Source organism: Streptomyces sp. NPDC047014, assembly GCF_040644195.1.
GTDB lineage: Bacteria > Actinomycetota > Actinomycetes > Streptomycetales > Streptomycetaceae > Streptomyces.
On sequence record NZ_JBEYVX010000006.1, the window covers coordinates 60,954 to 75,410 of the forward strand.

Consider the following 14,457-nt stretch of genomic DNA (forward strand, 5'->3'; position numbering starts at 1 on the left):
TCGGCGCCCGGAGCGCGGGCCGGGCGGAGCCGCACCATCCAGCCGTGCCCTGCTCGCGGGGCGAGGCCCAGCCCCACAATCCAGTCCCGCCCGGGGCCCGGAGCGCGCGTCCGGACGGAGCCCCGCAATCCAGCCCCGCCGGCGTTTGAGGCGCGGGGTCCGGGGCGGAGCCCCGTGAACCCCCGCCCCGTCCGCGCCTCGGAACGCCCCGCGCCGTATGGTGGACCCGCACCACATCCCCGCACGTCAGCAACCGCACGTCAGCAACCGCACCACACCCCGGGCCCCGCCCACCCGCAACCCGGATCCCGGATCCCGGATCCCGCCCACTCCGCCGCTCCAGAGCCGCAGCGGCAACACCGCACGCCCGCCGCACCAGGAGCCGCACCGCCATGGCCGAACACCCCGCCTACCCCGTCGGCCTCCGACTCGCCGGCCGCCGCGTCGTCGTCATCGGCGGTGGCCAGGTCGCCCAGCGCCGCCTCCCCGCGCTGATCGCCGCCGGGGCCGACGTCCTGCTCGTCTCCCCCTCCGCCACCCCCTCCGTGGACGCGATGGCCGAGACCGGCGAGATCCGCTGGGAGCGCCGCCGCTACCAGGACGGCGACCTCGCCGGAGCCTGGTACGCCCTCATCGCCACCCAGAACCGCGACGCCAACGAGCTGGCCTCCGCCGAGGCCGAGCGCGAGCGGGTCTGGTGCGTGCGCGCCGACGACGCCGCCGCGGCCACCGCCTGGACCCCGGCCACCGGCCGCGTCGAGGGCGTCACCGTCGCCGTGCTGACCGGCAACGACCCGCGCCGCTCCGCCGCCGTCCGCGACGCCGTCGTCGAGGGCCTGCGCGACGGCAGCCTGGCCGCCCCCGGGCGCCGCCACCGCTCCGCCCCCGGCGTCTCCCTCGTCGGCGGCGGCCCCGGCGACCCCGACCTGATCACGGTGCGCGGCCGCCGCCTCCTCGCCGAGGCCGACGTGGTCATCGCGGACCGGCTCGGCCCCCGCGACCTGCTCGACGAGCTCCCGCCGCACGTCGAGGTCATCGACGCCGCGAAGATCCCGTACGGCCGCTTCATGGCCCAGGAGGCCATCAACCACGCGCTCATCGAGCACGCCAAGGCCGGGAAGGCCGTGGTCCGGCTCAAGGGCGGGGACCCGTACGTCTTCGGGCGCGGGATGGAGGAGCTGCAGGCGCTCGCGGAGGAGGGGATCCCCTGCACCGTGGTGCCCGGCATCTCCAGCTCCATCTCGGTGCCCGCCGCCGCCGGGATCCCGGTCACCCACCGGGGCGTGGCCCACGAGTTCACCGTGGTCAGCGGCCACGTCGGCCCCGACGACCCGCGCTCCCTCGTGGACTGGGCCTCCCTCGCCAAGCTCACCGGCACCCTCGTGGTCCTCATGGGCGTGGACAAGATCGGCCTGATCGCGGAGGCCCTGGTCCGTCACGGCCGGTCCGCGGACACCCCCGTCGCCGTCGTCCAGGAGGGCACCACCGCCACCCAGCGCCGGGTGGACGCCACCCTGGCCACGGTCGCGGAGCGGGTGCGCGCCGAGGAGGTCCGCCCGCCCGCGGTCATCGTCATCGGTGAGGTCGTCCGCGTCGGAAACCAGAACCTCCCCGCCACCGGCGCCTGACAGGCCGTTGGCACCGTACCCAGGACAAGGCAGTATCACCCTGTGGCTGATCTCATCACCATCGACGACCCCGAAGACCCCCGCCTGCGCGACTACACGGGCCTGACCGATGTGGAGCTGCGGCGCCGGCGCGAGCCCGCCGAAGGACTCTTCATCGCGGAGGGCGAGAAGGTCATCAGACGGGCCAAGGACGCCGGGTACGAGATGCGCTCGATGCTGCTCTCCGCCAAGTGGGTCGACGTCATGCGGGACGTCATCGACGAGCTCCCGGCCCCCGTCTACGCCGTCAGCCCGGAGCTCGCCGAGCGCGTCACCGGCTACCACGTGCACCGCGGCGCCCTGGCCTCCATGCAGCGCAAGCCGCTGCCGACGGCCGAGGAACTGCTCGCCACCACCCGCCGCGTCGCCGTCATGGAGGCGGTGAACGACCACACCAACATCGGCGCCATCTTCCGCAGCGCCGCCGCCCTCGGCATGGACGCCGTCCTGCTGTCGCCGGACTGCGCGGACCCGCTCTACCGGCGCTCGGTGAAGGTCTCCATGGGCGCGGTGTTCTCCGTGCCCTACGCCCGGCTGGAGGCGTGGCCCAAGAGCCTGGACTCGGTGCGCGAGGCCGGCTTCAAGCTGCTGGCGCTCACCCCGCACGAGAAGGCGTCGCCCATCGACGTGGCGGCCCCGCAGTCCCTGGAACGGGTGGCGCTGATGCTGGGCGCCGAGGGCGACGGCCTGTCCACGCAGGCGCTGGTGGCCGCCGACGAATGGGTCCGCATCCCGATGGCGCACGGGGTGGACTCGCTGAACGTGGGCGCTGCGGCGGCCGTCGCCTTCTACGCGGTGAACCAGGGCCGCGACTGAGCGGCCGGGCGGCCGGTCCCTGGCCCGGCGGCGCTACAGCTTCTGCGCCACCGCGATGCCCAGCGCCACGATCAGCGTCACCACGACGAACACGATCAGGCGCTGGCGCAGCAGCTTCGGGTCCGGCCGCGCGGGCCGGCGGCCCGTCCCCGTGGTCCGGGGGGCCGGGCGGCCGCCCGTACGCCCGGCGGTCGGCCGCGAGGAGGGCCCGCCCGGGCTGCGCGGATGGCGCGAGGACGAGGGCCGCGAGTGCGGGCCGCCCTGGGAGCCGGGGCCGCCCTGCGGCCGGGGCGCGCTGCCGCCGCCGGTACGCCGCTCCGTGCGCTGCTCGGCGTGGTCCACACCGCCGGCCCGCCCGGCCGCCTCGGGCAGCCGCCCCGAGGGCCGCTCGACCCGGGCGCGCTGCGCGGGCGGCCGCCCGTCGGAGAGCCCCTGGGCCTCGCGGGCGGCGATCTCCTTGAGCCGCATGGACAGCTGGAGCGTGCTGGGCCGCTCCTCGGGGTCCTTGGCCAGACAGGCCCGTACGAGGGGTGCCAGCGCGTCCGGGACCCCGTGCAGATGCGGCTCCTCGTGGACCACGCGGTACAGCATGACCTCGGAACTGCCGTGCCCGAAGGGGGAGTCGGCGGTGGCCGCGTAGGCGAGGGTGGCCCCCAGCGCGAAGACGTCGGTGGCCGGGGTGACGGCCGCGCCGCGCACCTGCTCGGGCGCGAGGAAGCCGGGGGAGCCGACGGCGGTGCCCACATGGGTGAGGGTGCTCGCGCCGGTGGCCCAGGCGATCCCGAAGTCGATGATCCGCGGGCCCTTGGGCGACAGCAGGATGTTCGAGGGCTTGAGGTCCCGGTGGACCACTCCGGCCTCGTGTACGGCGACCAGGCCCTCGGAGAGCGCCGCACCGACGGCGGCGATCTGCGCGGCCGTCAGGGGCCCTTCCTCGGCCACCTTGTCGTGCAGCGAGGGCCCGGGTACGTACTGGGTGGCGAACCAGGGCCGTTCGGCCTCCAGGTCCGCGGCCACCAGCCGGGCCGTGCAGCCGCCGCGGATCCGCCTGGCGGCGGACACCTCGCGGGCGAACCGGGAGCGGAACTCCTGGTCCTCGGCCAGGTCCGGGCGGATCACCTTGAGCGCCACGCGCTGTCCGCGCCGGTCGGAGCCCAGGTAGACCACGCCCATGCCGCCGGCACCGAGCCGCCGGTGCAGTCTGAACGAGCCGACGACACGCGGGTCCTCGCGCCGGAGCCGCATCATCGCCATGTCCACCCCGCTGACCGCTCGTCCTGTTGACCTTGCACAGCTTACGGACCTTCCGGCACACGCGCTCAGAGGCCGCGCCCTCGCCGCAGGATTCGATTGTCTGTGCGGCGCAGCACCCTTGAGGGAGCATCAGCGGCCGGGCCCGTCGGACGCTCCGGGGCGGGTGCCCGGCCCAAACCGCCCTCGGAACAAGGGGATTGGCGGCCAGGGGCGGGCCGGAGGGCCGCCGGGGGAGCCGTGGGGCGGTCCACGGCCGAGTCGATCTTGTGGGCGCCCGCCGCGCGGACATATGGGAACAGGGAGTGACGGAAGTGAGCGAAGTCACTACCCTCCGGTCATCCCCCTCCGGGAAGACCCCCATAGCGGCGGAGAGGTCTCCACCCAGGGGAGTACATCCGGCGTTCGCGGTCATCCTCCTGGAGGCCAGGCAATGGGTACGAGGGCATGAGGCCACGGGCCGCCCGCCCGCCTAGTGTTGAAGTCAAGCGGCGGGTGGCGCACTCGTCCCCCGAGGTCACAAGCCCGCCGCTGCCAGACGACAGGGAGAGGACCATGGCGGACATCGCACGGCAGGGACGCAAGGCATTCGCGTTCAACAGCCATGAGTCCGGCACCCGCCACCCACTGGTGGCCGCGGCCATGGTCCTCCCTCTGGCCGCCCTGCTGCTCTTCCTCTTCGGAGGCTTCGACCAGCTGGCGGCACAGGCGTCGTCCGTGGGCATGATGCCGGGGCGCTGAGCGGCGCCCCGGGCCCGGGAGAGCGGCCCGGGCCGGGACATCGGCCTGTTGTACCCCGTGGGGACGGGGGAGCGACGGACGGCAGGTGAAGGGCGCTGCCCGCACGACTGGGGAGTCGTACGGGCAGCGCCCTTTTTGACGTTCCACGGGTATGGGGAAACGCAAAAGCCCCGGCCGAGGAAAAGGCCGGGGCTTTCTTGCTGTGCGCGATACTGGGATTGAACCAGTGACCTCTTCCGTGTCAGGGAAGCGCTCTCCCGCTGAGCTAATCGCGCGGGCTCCACGGTCCGAGAACCGCAGGTGGAACAGGTGGTGCGAGGTACTGCGTGCGCGATACTGGGATTGAACCAGTGACCTCTTCCGTGTCAGGGAAGCGCTCTCCCGCTGAGCTAATCGCGCGGGATCCTTGCGGATCAGTGGACGATACTGGGATTGAACCAGTGACCTCTTCCGTGTCAGGGAAGCGCTCTCCCGCTGAGCTAATCGTCCTTGGAGGTGGAGACGGGATTTGAACCCGTGTAGACGGCTTTGCAGGCCGTTGCCTCGCCTCTCGGCCACTCCACCATGGAGCTGCGGGGTTTCTCGGGAAGATCCCCCACTTCGAGCGGACGACGAGACTCGAACTCGCGACATCCACCTTGGCAAGGTGGTGCTCTACCAACTGAGCTACGTCCGCAGGTCACCTTGTTCGCTCCGGGGTTCTGGCCCCTTCGCTCCCTGGCGACGTGTTGAACTCTAGCGGATTCCGGGGCCAGCTCAAAAACGCGTTTCCGCAGCGTGCTGCCGCTCGATCACCACAGGTCACCCCGGCGTCACCGCACCGGCGCCCGCGCGTCACCGGTCATAGACTCGCAGCCGTGCACGACCTGCCCCCCTTGGCCCGCTTCGGCGGCCTCCTCGCGACCGACCTGCGGGATGTCACCAGTGACCCCGCCGCCCTCGACTCCACCGGGTTCTGGGCGGTGGCCGCCGATTTCGAAGGGCGCCTCGTCTGCGCGCGTTTCGGGGACGTCCGGCCGGACCCGGTGCCCGCGCCCGTCCCTGGCGCCTGGCACGGCCCCGCCGCCGATCGGTGGACCTCCTCGCTGGACCGTGCCGCGTACGTGGCCGGCGTACACCGCATCCGCGAGCACATCGCCGCCGGGGAGGTCTACCAGGCCAATCTCTGCCGTGTGCTGTCCGCGCCGCTGCCGCACCCGGAGCGCGCCGACGTCGACGCGCTGACCGCACTGCTCGCGCGGGGCAATCCGGCCCCGTTCGCAGGAACGATTCGGCTTCCGGCCCACGGCGTCGAGATCGCCACCGCCTCACCCGAGCTGTTCCTGCGCCGGACCGGCCGCCGCATCGAGTCCGGCCCCATCAAGGGCACCGGCCGCACCGCCGGGGACCTGCTCCCCAAGGACCACGCCGAGAACGTGATGATCGTGGACCTGGTCCGCAACGACCTCGGCCGGGTCTGCGCCACGGGCTCCGTCACCGTGCCCGCGCTGTGCGCCGTCGAGGAGCACCCGGGCCTCGTCCACCTCGTCTCCACCGTCAGCGGGGAGCTCGCCGAGGGCGCCGGCTGGCCCGAACTGCTCGCCGCCACCTTCCCGCCCGGCTCCGTCACGGGCGCGCCCAAGTCCTCCGCCCTGCGGATCATCGAGGCGCTGGAGACCGCCCCGCGCGGCCCGTACTGCGGCGGCGTCGGCTGGGTCGACGCCGACCGGGGGACCGGCGAGCTCGCGGTGGGCATCCGTACCTTCTGGATCGACCGCGCGGCCGCCGGGGGCGCCCGCCTGCTCTTCGGCACCGGAGCCGGCATCACCTGGGGCTCCGACCCCGACCGCGAATGGGCCGAGACCGAACTGAAAGCCGCCCGGCTGCTGCGTGTGGCCGCCGGACACGAGGACATCCGCCCCGAGGAACCGCACCGCACCACCGGAAGGACCGCACCATGAAGATCTGGCTCGACGGAGCGCTGAGGGACGTCGAGGCCGCCCGGGTGTCCGTCTTCGACCACGGGCTGACCGTGGGCGACGGCGTCTTCGAGACGCTGAAGGCCCAGCACGGCCGGGCCTTCGCCCTCACCCGCCACCTGGACCGGCTCACCCGCTCCGCCCGCGGCCTCGGCCTGCCCGACCCCGACCTCGACGAGGTGCGCCGGGCCTGCGCGGCCGTCCTGGAGGCCAACCCCGTCGCGCACGGCCGGCTCCGCGTCACCTACACCGGCGGGGTCGCCCCGCTCGGCTCCGACCGAGGGGACGCCGGGCCCACGCTGATCGCCGCCGTCGCGGAGTCCGCACCCCGGCCGGACACCACCGCCGTGGTGACGGTGCCCTGGGTGCGCAACGAGCGCTCCGCCGTGGCCGGGCTCAAGTCCACCTCGTACGCGGAGAACGTGGTCGCGCTGGCCGCCGCCCACCGGGAGGGAGCCTCCGAGGCGCTGATGGCCAACACCGTCGGCCAGCTCTGCGAGGGCACCGGCTCGAACGTGTTCGTCGTGCTCGACGGGCGGCTGCACACCCCGAGGCTGTCCTCCGGCTGCCTGGCCGGGATCACCCGCGCGCTCGTCGTGGAGTGGGCGGGGGCCGAGGAGAGCGGTCTGCCCTTCGAGGCCCTGGAAGCGGCCGAGGAGGTCTTCCTGACCTCCTCCCTGCGCGACGTACAGGCCGTCGTACGGGTGGACGGGCGCGCGGTGGGCACCGGGCCCGGGCCGGTCACGGCCGAGGCAATGCGGGTCTTCGGGGCGAAGGCGGCCGCCGACATCGATCCGTGAGGTCTGCCGGGCTCCGGAAGGTGCGCAAGGCTCCGCAAGGCTCCGGAAGGCCGGGGAGGCCCCCGAAGGCCGGGTAAGTCCGCGGGCACCGGTGACGCGGGGCCTCCGGGCCGGTAGAACTCAGAGGGATGACCACCACCCTGCGGCCCGCGCAGCCGCTCCAGCAGCACGGCGACGGCACCCGCTCACGGGCCTACGAGGTCCGCGTCAACAGCCGTCGCGTCGGCACACTCGAACTGGCCACGCGCTCCGCGGCCCAGCCCGCCGTCGGAGTGATCCGGGGGCTGTACATCGACGAACCCGACCGGCGGCGCGGCCGCGCCACGGTCGCCGCCCTCGCCGCCGAGGAGGTACTGCGCTCCTGGCGCTGCACCGCGATCGCGCTGGCGGTGCCCGCCGACGCGGAACCGGCGCTGCGGATGGCCGCCGCGCTCGGCTACCGGGAGACCGGCCGGGTCATGGTCAAGGAGCTGGCCGGTGAACCGCCCGCCCCCGCGGCGGGTACCACCGGGCGGCCGATGACCCGGGCCGAGTTCGACGCCTGGCTGGAAACAGTCGTCACCGGATACGCGCCCCGGCTGACCGCGCCCGGCATGACCCCCGAGCAGGGCCTGGCCGCCTCCCGGGCCGAGCACGCGCGGATGCTGCCCGACGGCCCGGACACCGAGGGGCACACCTTCCAGCTCCTGGAGGGACCCGGCGGCAGTGTGCTGGGCACGGTGTGGACGGGCCGCCTGGACCTGCCGGGGCTCGGCCCCGTCCCGTACGTCTACGACGTCGAGGTGGCCCCCGAGCACCGCGGCCACGGCCACGGCAGGTCCCTGATGCTGCTGGCCGAGCGCACCGCGCACGAGGCGGGCGCCCGGCACATCGGCCTGCACGTGGCAGAGGGCAACACCCCGGCCCGGCGGCTCTACGTATCCCTCGGCTACCGGGACACCACGGTCAACGCGACGAAGGAGCTGATCTAGGCCGGCTGCGCTCAGGCGGCCAGCAGCCGGTCCGCGATCTCCTCGATGCGGGCGCGCAGGCCCTCCTGGCTCTTGCCGCCGTCCAGGCGCTGCCCGTCGATCACATAGGTCGGGGTGCCGGTCACGCCGATGGCCTTGCCCTCGGCCTGGTCGGCGTCCACGATCAGGATGTGCCGCCCGTCGATCAGCGCGGTGTCGAACTCCTCGACGTCCAGGCCCAGTTCGCGGGCCACGTCCAGGAGCACCGGCTCGCCCCGCTCACCCAGCTCGGCGGTCCGTGCCAGTACGGCCTCCGCGTAGGCCCAGCCCCGCCCCTGCTCCGCGGCCTCCTCGGCCGCCTGCGCGGCGGCGAAGGCGTGCTTGTGCTTCTCCAGGGGGAAGTGGCGCAGCCGGATGTCCAGCCGGTCGCCGTAGCGGGCCCGCAGGGCGCGTACGTCGTCCAGCGCGCTGTGGCAGTCCGGGCACTGGAGTTCGCACCAGACGTCGAGGATCACGGAATCGGTCATACGGACAGTCTCCCAGCCCCCGCCCGCCGCACCGACCGGGACCTGGGGAGGAGACCCGACCCGGAGATCTCCCCGAGATCCGCCCGCGGGGCCCCGGGCACCTGGCCCGTACGGCGGGGGCCGGTGCAGGATGGACAGGGACGGATCGTCGACCCGCCGAGAGTCCGGAGGACCGCATGCTCGCCGAGACCATCTGCTACGCGGCATCCGCGGCGGGCCTGGGCATCGCCGCGCTGACCGCCTACCGCAAGCGCTTCCTGGCCGCGGCCCGCACGGCCGCGTTCGCGCTCGTACCGGCCGGCCTCGCGCTGACCGGGATCGTCCAGTGGCTGTCCGGCCTGGTCTTCGACCCGGCCGTCTGGATCGGCTTCGGCCTCCTGGCCCTGTCCGCGCTGCTCCTGCTCACCACCCGCGCGATCGAACGCCGCAGGCCGGGCGGCCGCCGCAAGGCCGCCTCCGACGCCCCGCCCCCCGTCGTCCCCACCGCCTCCCGCCCCTCCCTGGGCACCCCGAACCCGACCACAACCCCGCGCCGCGATCCCGCCCCGGCGGACGACTTCTCGGACATCGAGGCCATCCTCAAGAAGCACGGCATCTGAGCCCGTCGGGTCCCGGCTGGGCGTGCGAACCGTCAGCGCTTCTTCGTCCGCTTCCGCTGCGGGGGGTTCCAATCACCACGGTGCTTCTGGCAGCGGGAGTAGCCGATCATGGCGGGATTCCGGCAGGGCTTGCCCGTCGTGGTCTTGGTCGACCCACACCTCACCTGAGAGCCCACAGGTCCTCCTTCACCTTTGGCCCGGCGAGGCCGGGCGGGGGAGGGGCGCCGGTGCGACGCGAGCGTGGTCGCCGCGCCCCGGACGACCGTGGCCGAGTCCGGCGGCTGCGGCCAGGGCGCACGCAGGGGGCAAGCGATGCAGGTGGCGGGCGCGCCCGTCGGCCCCGTGCCGCGCCACGGTGGGTGGCCGAGGGCAGAGGCAAGCACGTCAGCGGCCCTGGTGGGGCGGGGTTGGGGATACGTCCACGAGATCGAGCTAACTGCCGCGCGGATCATGGCGTGTTGGCGGGTGGCGTGCGGTGGGCTGGGTCATCATCGGGCCGACATGTTCGAGACATCGCAGAGTGATCCCGCGGTTCCCGTGCCGGTACCCGCTCCCCCTGTCGCCGACGAGCCGCGAGGCTGCCTGTTCGCGCTCTCCCAACCGCCCCTGATGATCTTCCTAGCGGTGATCGGCGTCCTGCTGATGCTCGCCGCCGTGCACGATCTCTTCCTGCTCTGACGCCCCCGCCTCGACCCCCTTGCGCCGCGCCCGGTACGCCGCCACGTGCAGCCGGTTCCCGCAGGTGCGGCTGTCGCAGTAGCGCCGGGAGCGGTTGCGCGAGAGGTCCACGAAGGCGCGGCGGCAGTCGGGGGCCTCGCAGCGCCGCAGCCGCTCCTGCTCGCCGGAGACCACGATGAAGGCCAGGGCCATGCCGCCGTCGGCCGCCAGGTGGTCGCCCACCGAGGCGCCGGGGGCGAAGTAGTGCACGTGCCAGTCGTAGCCGTCGTGGTCGGTGAGCTGCGGCGTCGTGCCCGCCGTCGCCACCAGCTCGTTGATCAGCACGGACGCGGCCCGCGCCGTCGGCGCCGCGAAGACCTGGGCGAATTTGCCGCGTACGGTCCGCACCCCGGCGAGGTCGCGGGCCCCGAGCTCGCCCACGTCGCTGATCGAGTACTCCTGGACGAAGCCGCGGAGCGCGCCGATGTCGGAGAGCCCGTCGGGCTGGTCGGACTCGGCCGCGGTGTTCACCAGCGCGACGACGACGTCGAGCGCGCGACGGGTGTCGTGGGGGATCTGCACGGTGTCTCCCTGGGGGGCCGGGCCTGCGGCGACGGGTGTGCCCGCCGATGCCGCCCGACAATAGCCGGTCCCCGGACAGCGCGACGGCGCCGTCCTCGCGGGTGGCTTCCGCGGGAACAGCGCCGGCGCAGGCATATGTGGTTGTCCGGCCCGCACCGTCGCCCCGAGTCGGACGGTGGCGGGCCGCTGGGGGGCTGGCTCAGCTTTCGGCCAGGATGTGGGAGAGCTCCTTGTCGAGGTCGAAGTGCCGGTGCTCGGTCCCGGGTGGGACCGCGGCGTCCGTCCGCTTGAGGAACGACTCCAGTGCTCGGGCGGGTGCTTCGAGCAGTGCTTCTCCCTCCGGTGAGCTCAGGGCGATGCAGACGACGCCCTGACCGTGGCTCCGGGAGGGCCAGACGCGGACGTCGCCGGTACCGGTGGGCCGGTGGAGGCCCTCCGCGAGGAGGTCGCGGGCGAACACCCATTCGACCGTCTCCTCGGCGCCGGTGTGGAAGGTGGCGTGCACGGCGTAGGGATCGGCCGTGTCATACCGCAGGCCCGCGGGAACAGGCAGTGAGGACTCGCTCGACACAACGAGGCGCAGGTGCAGCTCGCAGCTGACCGTGGTGTTCATAAGCGCCAGGGCCTTTCGCTCAGTGTGCGCTCGGGGATTCGCACGTCGGCGAAATCGACATGCCACCTACGGTGTCGTTGTAAACCCCTCTGACCGTTTTGCGGACCTCTGGGTCCCTCGGACGGCGGATCCAAACGATCGTTCCCGTGTGCTTCGGGCTCGGGTAGATTCGGGTTCATGAATACGGGGAGTGACCGCGGCACCAACCAGTCCGCCGCCGACGAAACCACCACGGAACCCGGGACGGGGACGGGCGCGGAGCCGGGCGCGGAGCCGGGCGCGGGCAAGAGCACCGGAGCCGGCGAGGGGACGGGCGCCGGGGCCGCCGCCGAGACGCCGCACGTGTCGAAGGCGCCCGCCTTCATCAAGGCCCGCAGGACCCTGCACCTCAGCTGGCAGGTCGGCGTCTTCGTCGTCGGCCTCGCGGTGATCGCCGCGGGCGTGGCCATGCTCGTGCTGCCCGGCCCTGGCTGGGTCGCGATCTTCGCGGGCCTGGCGATCTGGGCCACCGAGTTCGCCTGGGCCCACCTCGTCCTGCGCTGGACCAAGCGCAAGGTCACCGAGGCGGCCCAGAAGGCGCTCGACCCGAAGGTGCGCCGCCGCAACCTCATCCTGACCACCACCGGCCTCGTCATCGCGGGCGCGCTGATCGGCTTCTACCTGTGGAAGTACGGGCTCGTCCTGCCCTGGGACCTCAAGGACCAGTGATGGTCGGGAAGCACCGCTGACATGGGGTAATGTTTGCGGTGCGTCCGGGCGATTAGCTCAGCGGGAGAGCACTTCGTTCACACCGAAGGGGTCACTGGTTCGATCCCAGTATCGCCCACCCGGACCGAGGGCCCGGAGACTTCCACAGTCTCCGGGCCCTCGTCGTTTCCCAGGCGTGGCCGCCCACCGCCGCCCCGCCCTCACCGCAGCCGCGCGATCGCGTCGCGCAGCCGGCGGGCGTCCCGCAGCCGCTTCTCGTACGTCGCCCCCACCGCCAGCAGCAGCAGGCCCGCCAGGGCCGGCGGCACCCAGCGCGGCAGCGCCCCCGCCACCTGCGCCACGTACGGGGCCAGCTCGTGCAGTGCCACCGCCGCCAGCACCGCGCCGCCCAGCAGCAGCGGCGCCTGGAGCCGCCGGTGGGCGCCCAGCAGGGTCACCGCCAGCGCGGCCAGCCCCAGCAGCAGGGGGCGCGGCCAGCCCGGGTCGCCCCAGGCCGCGATCAGGCTCGGCAGCAGGGTCGCCGCCAGGCCCGGACCGTACGCCGTCCAGGACGAGGCCGCCGGATCCCGGCGCCGCCGCAGCACACCCACCACGAGCGCGGGCACCGTCACCGGCAGCGTGTACGCCTCCGGCGCCGTCACCCCCGCCTGCGCCAGCCGGATCCAGGTCGCCGCCGCGAACAGCGCGCCCGCCGCCCAGCTCAGCGCCCGCCGCTCCGGCCGTACCGCCGCGGCCGCGCAGATCACCCCGGCCAGGGCCAGGACCAGCGCGAGCCAGGACGGATCGGCCGCCGCCAGGACCACGGCCAGGCCGCCGGAGCAGGCCGCCGCGATCTCCACCGGCAGCCGTACGCCGCCCAGCCGCGGGCCCAGCGCCGCCGCCAGCGCCGGAACCGCCAGCACGGGCAGCGCCCACCGGACCACCGCGAGGTCCGATGCCGCGGCCGCCGCCACGAGCAGCCCCGTGGTGTACCCGACGGCGCACACCGCCGCGCCCGAACGGACCCGGCGCGGCGCGGCCCCGTACGCCGCTCCCGCCGCGCAGCCCGCGCCCAGCAGGCCCCAGACCGCGAAGGTCGCCGCCCGGCCGTCCAGCGCGCCCAGGGACACCCCCGCGGCCCCCGTGAGCGCGCACACCGCCGCCGCGATCCGGACCCCGCGGGCCCCGGCCGCCCGCAGCGCGAGCGCGCCCGCCGCGGCCGTCACCGCGAGCTGCACCACCAGCACCACCGCCACCGGGAGCCCCAGCAGCACCGGCGCCGTGAACAGGCCCGCCCAGGCCAGGACCACCGCCGCCACCGTGCCCTCGGAGCGCCCCAGCGCCCGCGACAGCCACCAGGCCGCCCCCGCCGTCAGCAGCAGCGCCACCGGGACCGCCACCACCGGCGCGTACGGCATCGCCGCCGGGGTCGTCGCCGCCCACACCTCGCCCAGCACCCGTACGGGCGCCAGCAGGGCCAGCACCGCCACCGCACCGGCCACCACGGCCCCGGCGGCCCCCACCAGCGCCCCGCCCCCGGCGAGCCCGCGCCGCACCGCACGCGGCAGCACGGGCACCCGTACCAGCGCCACCAGCGGCAGACCCGCCAGCAGGTGCACCACCAGCAGCCAGGCGGCCTCCCGCGCCGAGCCCGTCAGCGCCGGGCGCGCCACACCGCCCACGGCCACCACCGCCGCCAGCGCGCCCGCCACGGCGGCCGCCGTCGCGCGCGGCTCCCGCCAGGCCACCGCCACGCCCAGCGCCGCACCCGCCAGCAGCAGCGCCGCCGGGGCCAGGGTCTGGGCCGCGGAGTCCGCCGCCCAGGACTGGGCCGCACCCGTCAGCAGCGCCAGCCCGCCCAGCACGGCCGCCGGAATCGCCGCGGGCCGGAACCGCGCCGCGAGCGCCGCGTCCAGCGCCGCCGTCACCAGCAGCGCCCAGCCCAGCCCCGAGGGGCCCGCCTCCGCGGCCAGTGCCGCCAGCGGCAGGGGCAGCTGCGCCGCCGCCAGCGCGGCCGGCAGCGGCAGGCGCAGCCCGCGCAGGGCCGCGCCGTAGCCGGCCCAGCCCGCGGCGAGCACCGTCGCGGCGGCGGCCGTGTAGGCGGTGCCGTCCGTGCCGGGCATGCCGACCGCGTGGACGGCGTACGCGTCGAGCACCGTCAGCAGCAGACCCACCGCGGCCACCGACTCCGCCGTCGAGCGCAGCCCGCGCCGCAGCAGCAGGAAGGGCGCGCCGAGCGCGGCCGCCGTCACCGCGGACAGCACCGCCGCACGCCCGCCGATCCCCATCGAGCCCCAGCTCACGAGCGTGAACGCGAGCGCGGCCACGGCCAGCAGCACGGCGCCCAGGGTCAGCAGCACGTTCTGCGCACCGGGCGCCGAGGCGTCCTGCCCGGAACCGGCGGGCCCGGCGGCCACGGCGGGCGCCCCGGCCCCCCAGGGCGCGGGCGCCGGACCGGACTGCTGGAGCAGCCGCAGCAGCCAGTCCCGGCGGGCCAGCAAGTAGAGCCGCCGGGAGTCGAGTTGGGCCAGCTCACGGTCGATGAGCGCCAGCTCTTCGGCCGGCGGCAGAGGCGAGTTCATGCGGCGAGTGTGGCCCCCGTCACCCAC

Annotated in this window: 13 protein-coding genes and 6 tRNA genes; 9 read left to right on the plus strand and 10 right to left on the minus strand. The window is 74.7% G+C overall.

Features of this window, described 5'->3' with window-relative positions; genetic code table 11:
* Positions 1-392: 392 nt before the first annotated feature.
* Complete coding sequence (gene cobA / locus ABZ873_RS05885; protein ID WP_360865779.1) at positions 393-1,628, plus strand: uroporphyrinogen-III C-methyltransferase; 1,236 nt, start codon at positions 393-395, stop codon at positions 1,626-1,628.
* Positions 1,629-1,670: 42 nt separating this feature from the next.
* Positions 1,671-2,483: an RNA methyltransferase gene (locus ABZ873_RS05890; RefSeq protein ID WP_360865782.1), complete on the plus strand. Its 813-nt coding sequence runs from the start codon at positions 1,671-1,673 to the stop codon at positions 2,481-2,483.
* A gap of 33 nt (positions 2,484-2,516) precedes the next feature.
* Here ABZ873_RS05890 and ABZ873_RS05895 read toward each other — a convergent pair whose 3' ends face one another.
* Complete coding sequence (locus tag ABZ873_RS05895; RefSeq protein ID WP_360865785.1) at positions 2,517-3,743, minus strand: serine/threonine-protein kinase; 1,227 nt, start codon at positions 3,741-3,743, stop codon at positions 2,517-2,519.
* Between the two features lie 546 nt (positions 3,744-4,289).
* Here ABZ873_RS05895 and ABZ873_RS05900 point away from each other — a divergent pair.
* Entirely contained in the window at positions 4,290-4,475 is a 186-nt protein-coding gene (locus tag ABZ873_RS05900) for a hypothetical protein (protein WP_030830068.1), read from the plus strand.
* 203 nt (positions 4,476-4,678) lie between these two features.
* Here ABZ873_RS05900 and ABZ873_RS05905 read toward each other — a convergent pair.
* From ABZ873_RS05905 to ABZ873_RS05925, 5 genes are all read right to left on the minus strand, one after another.
* Positions 4,679-4,750, minus strand: a tRNA-Val gene (locus tag ABZ873_RS05905).
* Positions 4,751-4,802: 52 nt separating this feature from the next.
* Positions 4,803-4,874: transfer RNA gene (locus tag ABZ873_RS05910), tRNA-Val, on the minus strand.
* An 18-nt stretch (positions 4,875-4,892) separates the two neighbouring features.
* A tRNA-Val gene (locus ABZ873_RS05915) sits at positions 4,893-4,964 on the minus strand.
* A gap of 1 nt (position 4,965) precedes the next feature.
* A tRNA-Cys gene (locus ABZ873_RS05920) sits at positions 4,966-5,039 on the minus strand.
* A gap of 39 nt (positions 5,040-5,078) precedes the next feature.
* Positions 5,079-5,151: transfer RNA gene (locus tag ABZ873_RS05925), tRNA-Gly, on the minus strand.
* 181 nt (positions 5,152-5,332) lie between these two features.
* On the opposite strand from ABZ873_RS05925, the gene ABZ873_RS05930 reads away from it, so the two are divergent.
* The 3 genes from ABZ873_RS05930 to ABZ873_RS05940 all read left to right on the plus strand — a co-directional run bounded on the left by ABZ873_RS05930 (position 5,333) and on the right by ABZ873_RS05940 (position 8,204).
* Complete coding sequence (locus tag ABZ873_RS05930; RefSeq protein ID WP_360865789.1) at positions 5,333-6,415, plus strand: chorismate-binding protein; 1,083 nt, start codon at positions 5,333-5,335, stop codon at positions 6,413-6,415.
* Positions 6,412-7,233 (plus strand): aminodeoxychorismate lyase, encoded by an 822-nt coding sequence (locus tag ABZ873_RS05935; protein ID WP_360865792.1) that lies wholly within the window; start codon positions 6,412-6,414, stop codon positions 7,231-7,233. Before ABZ873_RS05930 ends, ABZ873_RS05935 begins: the two co-directional genes overlap by 4 nt.
* Before the next feature lie 128 nt (positions 7,234-7,361).
* Complete coding sequence (locus ABZ873_RS05940) at positions 7,362-8,204, plus strand: GNAT family N-acetyltransferase (RefSeq protein ID WP_360865795.1); 843 nt, start codon at positions 7,362-7,364, stop codon at positions 8,202-8,204.
* 11 nt (positions 8,205-8,215) lie between these two features.
* On the opposite strand, the gene ABZ873_RS05945 is transcribed toward ABZ873_RS05940, so the two are convergent.
* Positions 8,216-8,710, minus strand: a complete 495-nt coding sequence (locus ABZ873_RS05945) for a DsbA family protein (protein ID WP_360865798.1) — start codon at positions 8,708-8,710, stop codon at positions 8,216-8,218.
* A 176-nt stretch (positions 8,711-8,886) separates the two neighbouring features.
* Here ABZ873_RS05945 and ABZ873_RS05950 point away from each other — a divergent pair, with 176 nt between their 5' ends.
* The gene (locus tag ABZ873_RS05950) at positions 8,887-9,309 is read left to right on the plus strand and encodes a hypothetical protein (RefSeq protein ID WP_360865801.1); all 423 of its coding nucleotides are present in this window, start codon (positions 8,887-8,889) and stop codon (positions 9,307-9,309) included.
* A 618-nt stretch (positions 9,310-9,927) separates the two neighbouring features.
* Here ABZ873_RS05950 and ABZ873_RS05955 read toward each other — a convergent pair.
* The gene (locus tag ABZ873_RS05955; protein WP_360865804.1) at positions 9,928-10,548 is read right to left on the minus strand and encodes a CGNR zinc finger domain-containing protein; all 621 of its coding nucleotides are present in this window, start codon (positions 10,546-10,548) and stop codon (positions 9,928-9,930) included.
* Positions 10,549-10,747: 199 nt separating this feature from the next.
* Positions 10,748-11,161 carry an SsgA family sporulation/cell division regulator gene (locus ABZ873_RS05960; RefSeq protein WP_030011909.1) on the minus strand — a complete coding sequence of 138 codons (414 nt, stop codon included), beginning with the start codon at positions 11,159-11,161 and terminating at the stop codon, positions 10,748-10,750.
* A 177-nt stretch (positions 11,162-11,338) separates the two neighbouring features.
* On the opposite strand from ABZ873_RS05960, the gene ABZ873_RS05965 reads away from it, so the two are divergent.
* Together ABZ873_RS05965 and ABZ873_RS05970 are read left to right on the plus strand one after the other, a co-directional pair.
* Entirely contained in the window at positions 11,339-11,869 is a 531-nt protein-coding gene (locus ABZ873_RS05965; protein ID WP_360865807.1) for a TIGR02611 family protein, read from the plus strand.
* 46 nt (positions 11,870-11,915) lie between these two features.
* A tRNA-Val gene (locus ABZ873_RS05970) sits at positions 11,916-11,987 on the plus strand.
* 82 nt (positions 11,988-12,069) lie between these two features.
* Here ABZ873_RS05970 and ABZ873_RS05975 read toward each other — a convergent pair.
* On the minus strand, positions 12,070-14,430 hold the full coding sequence (locus ABZ873_RS05975) for a hypothetical protein (RefSeq protein ID WP_360865810.1): 2,361 nt from the start codon (positions 14,428-14,430) through the stop codon (positions 12,070-12,072).
* Positions 14,431-14,457: the final 27 nt, after the last annotated feature.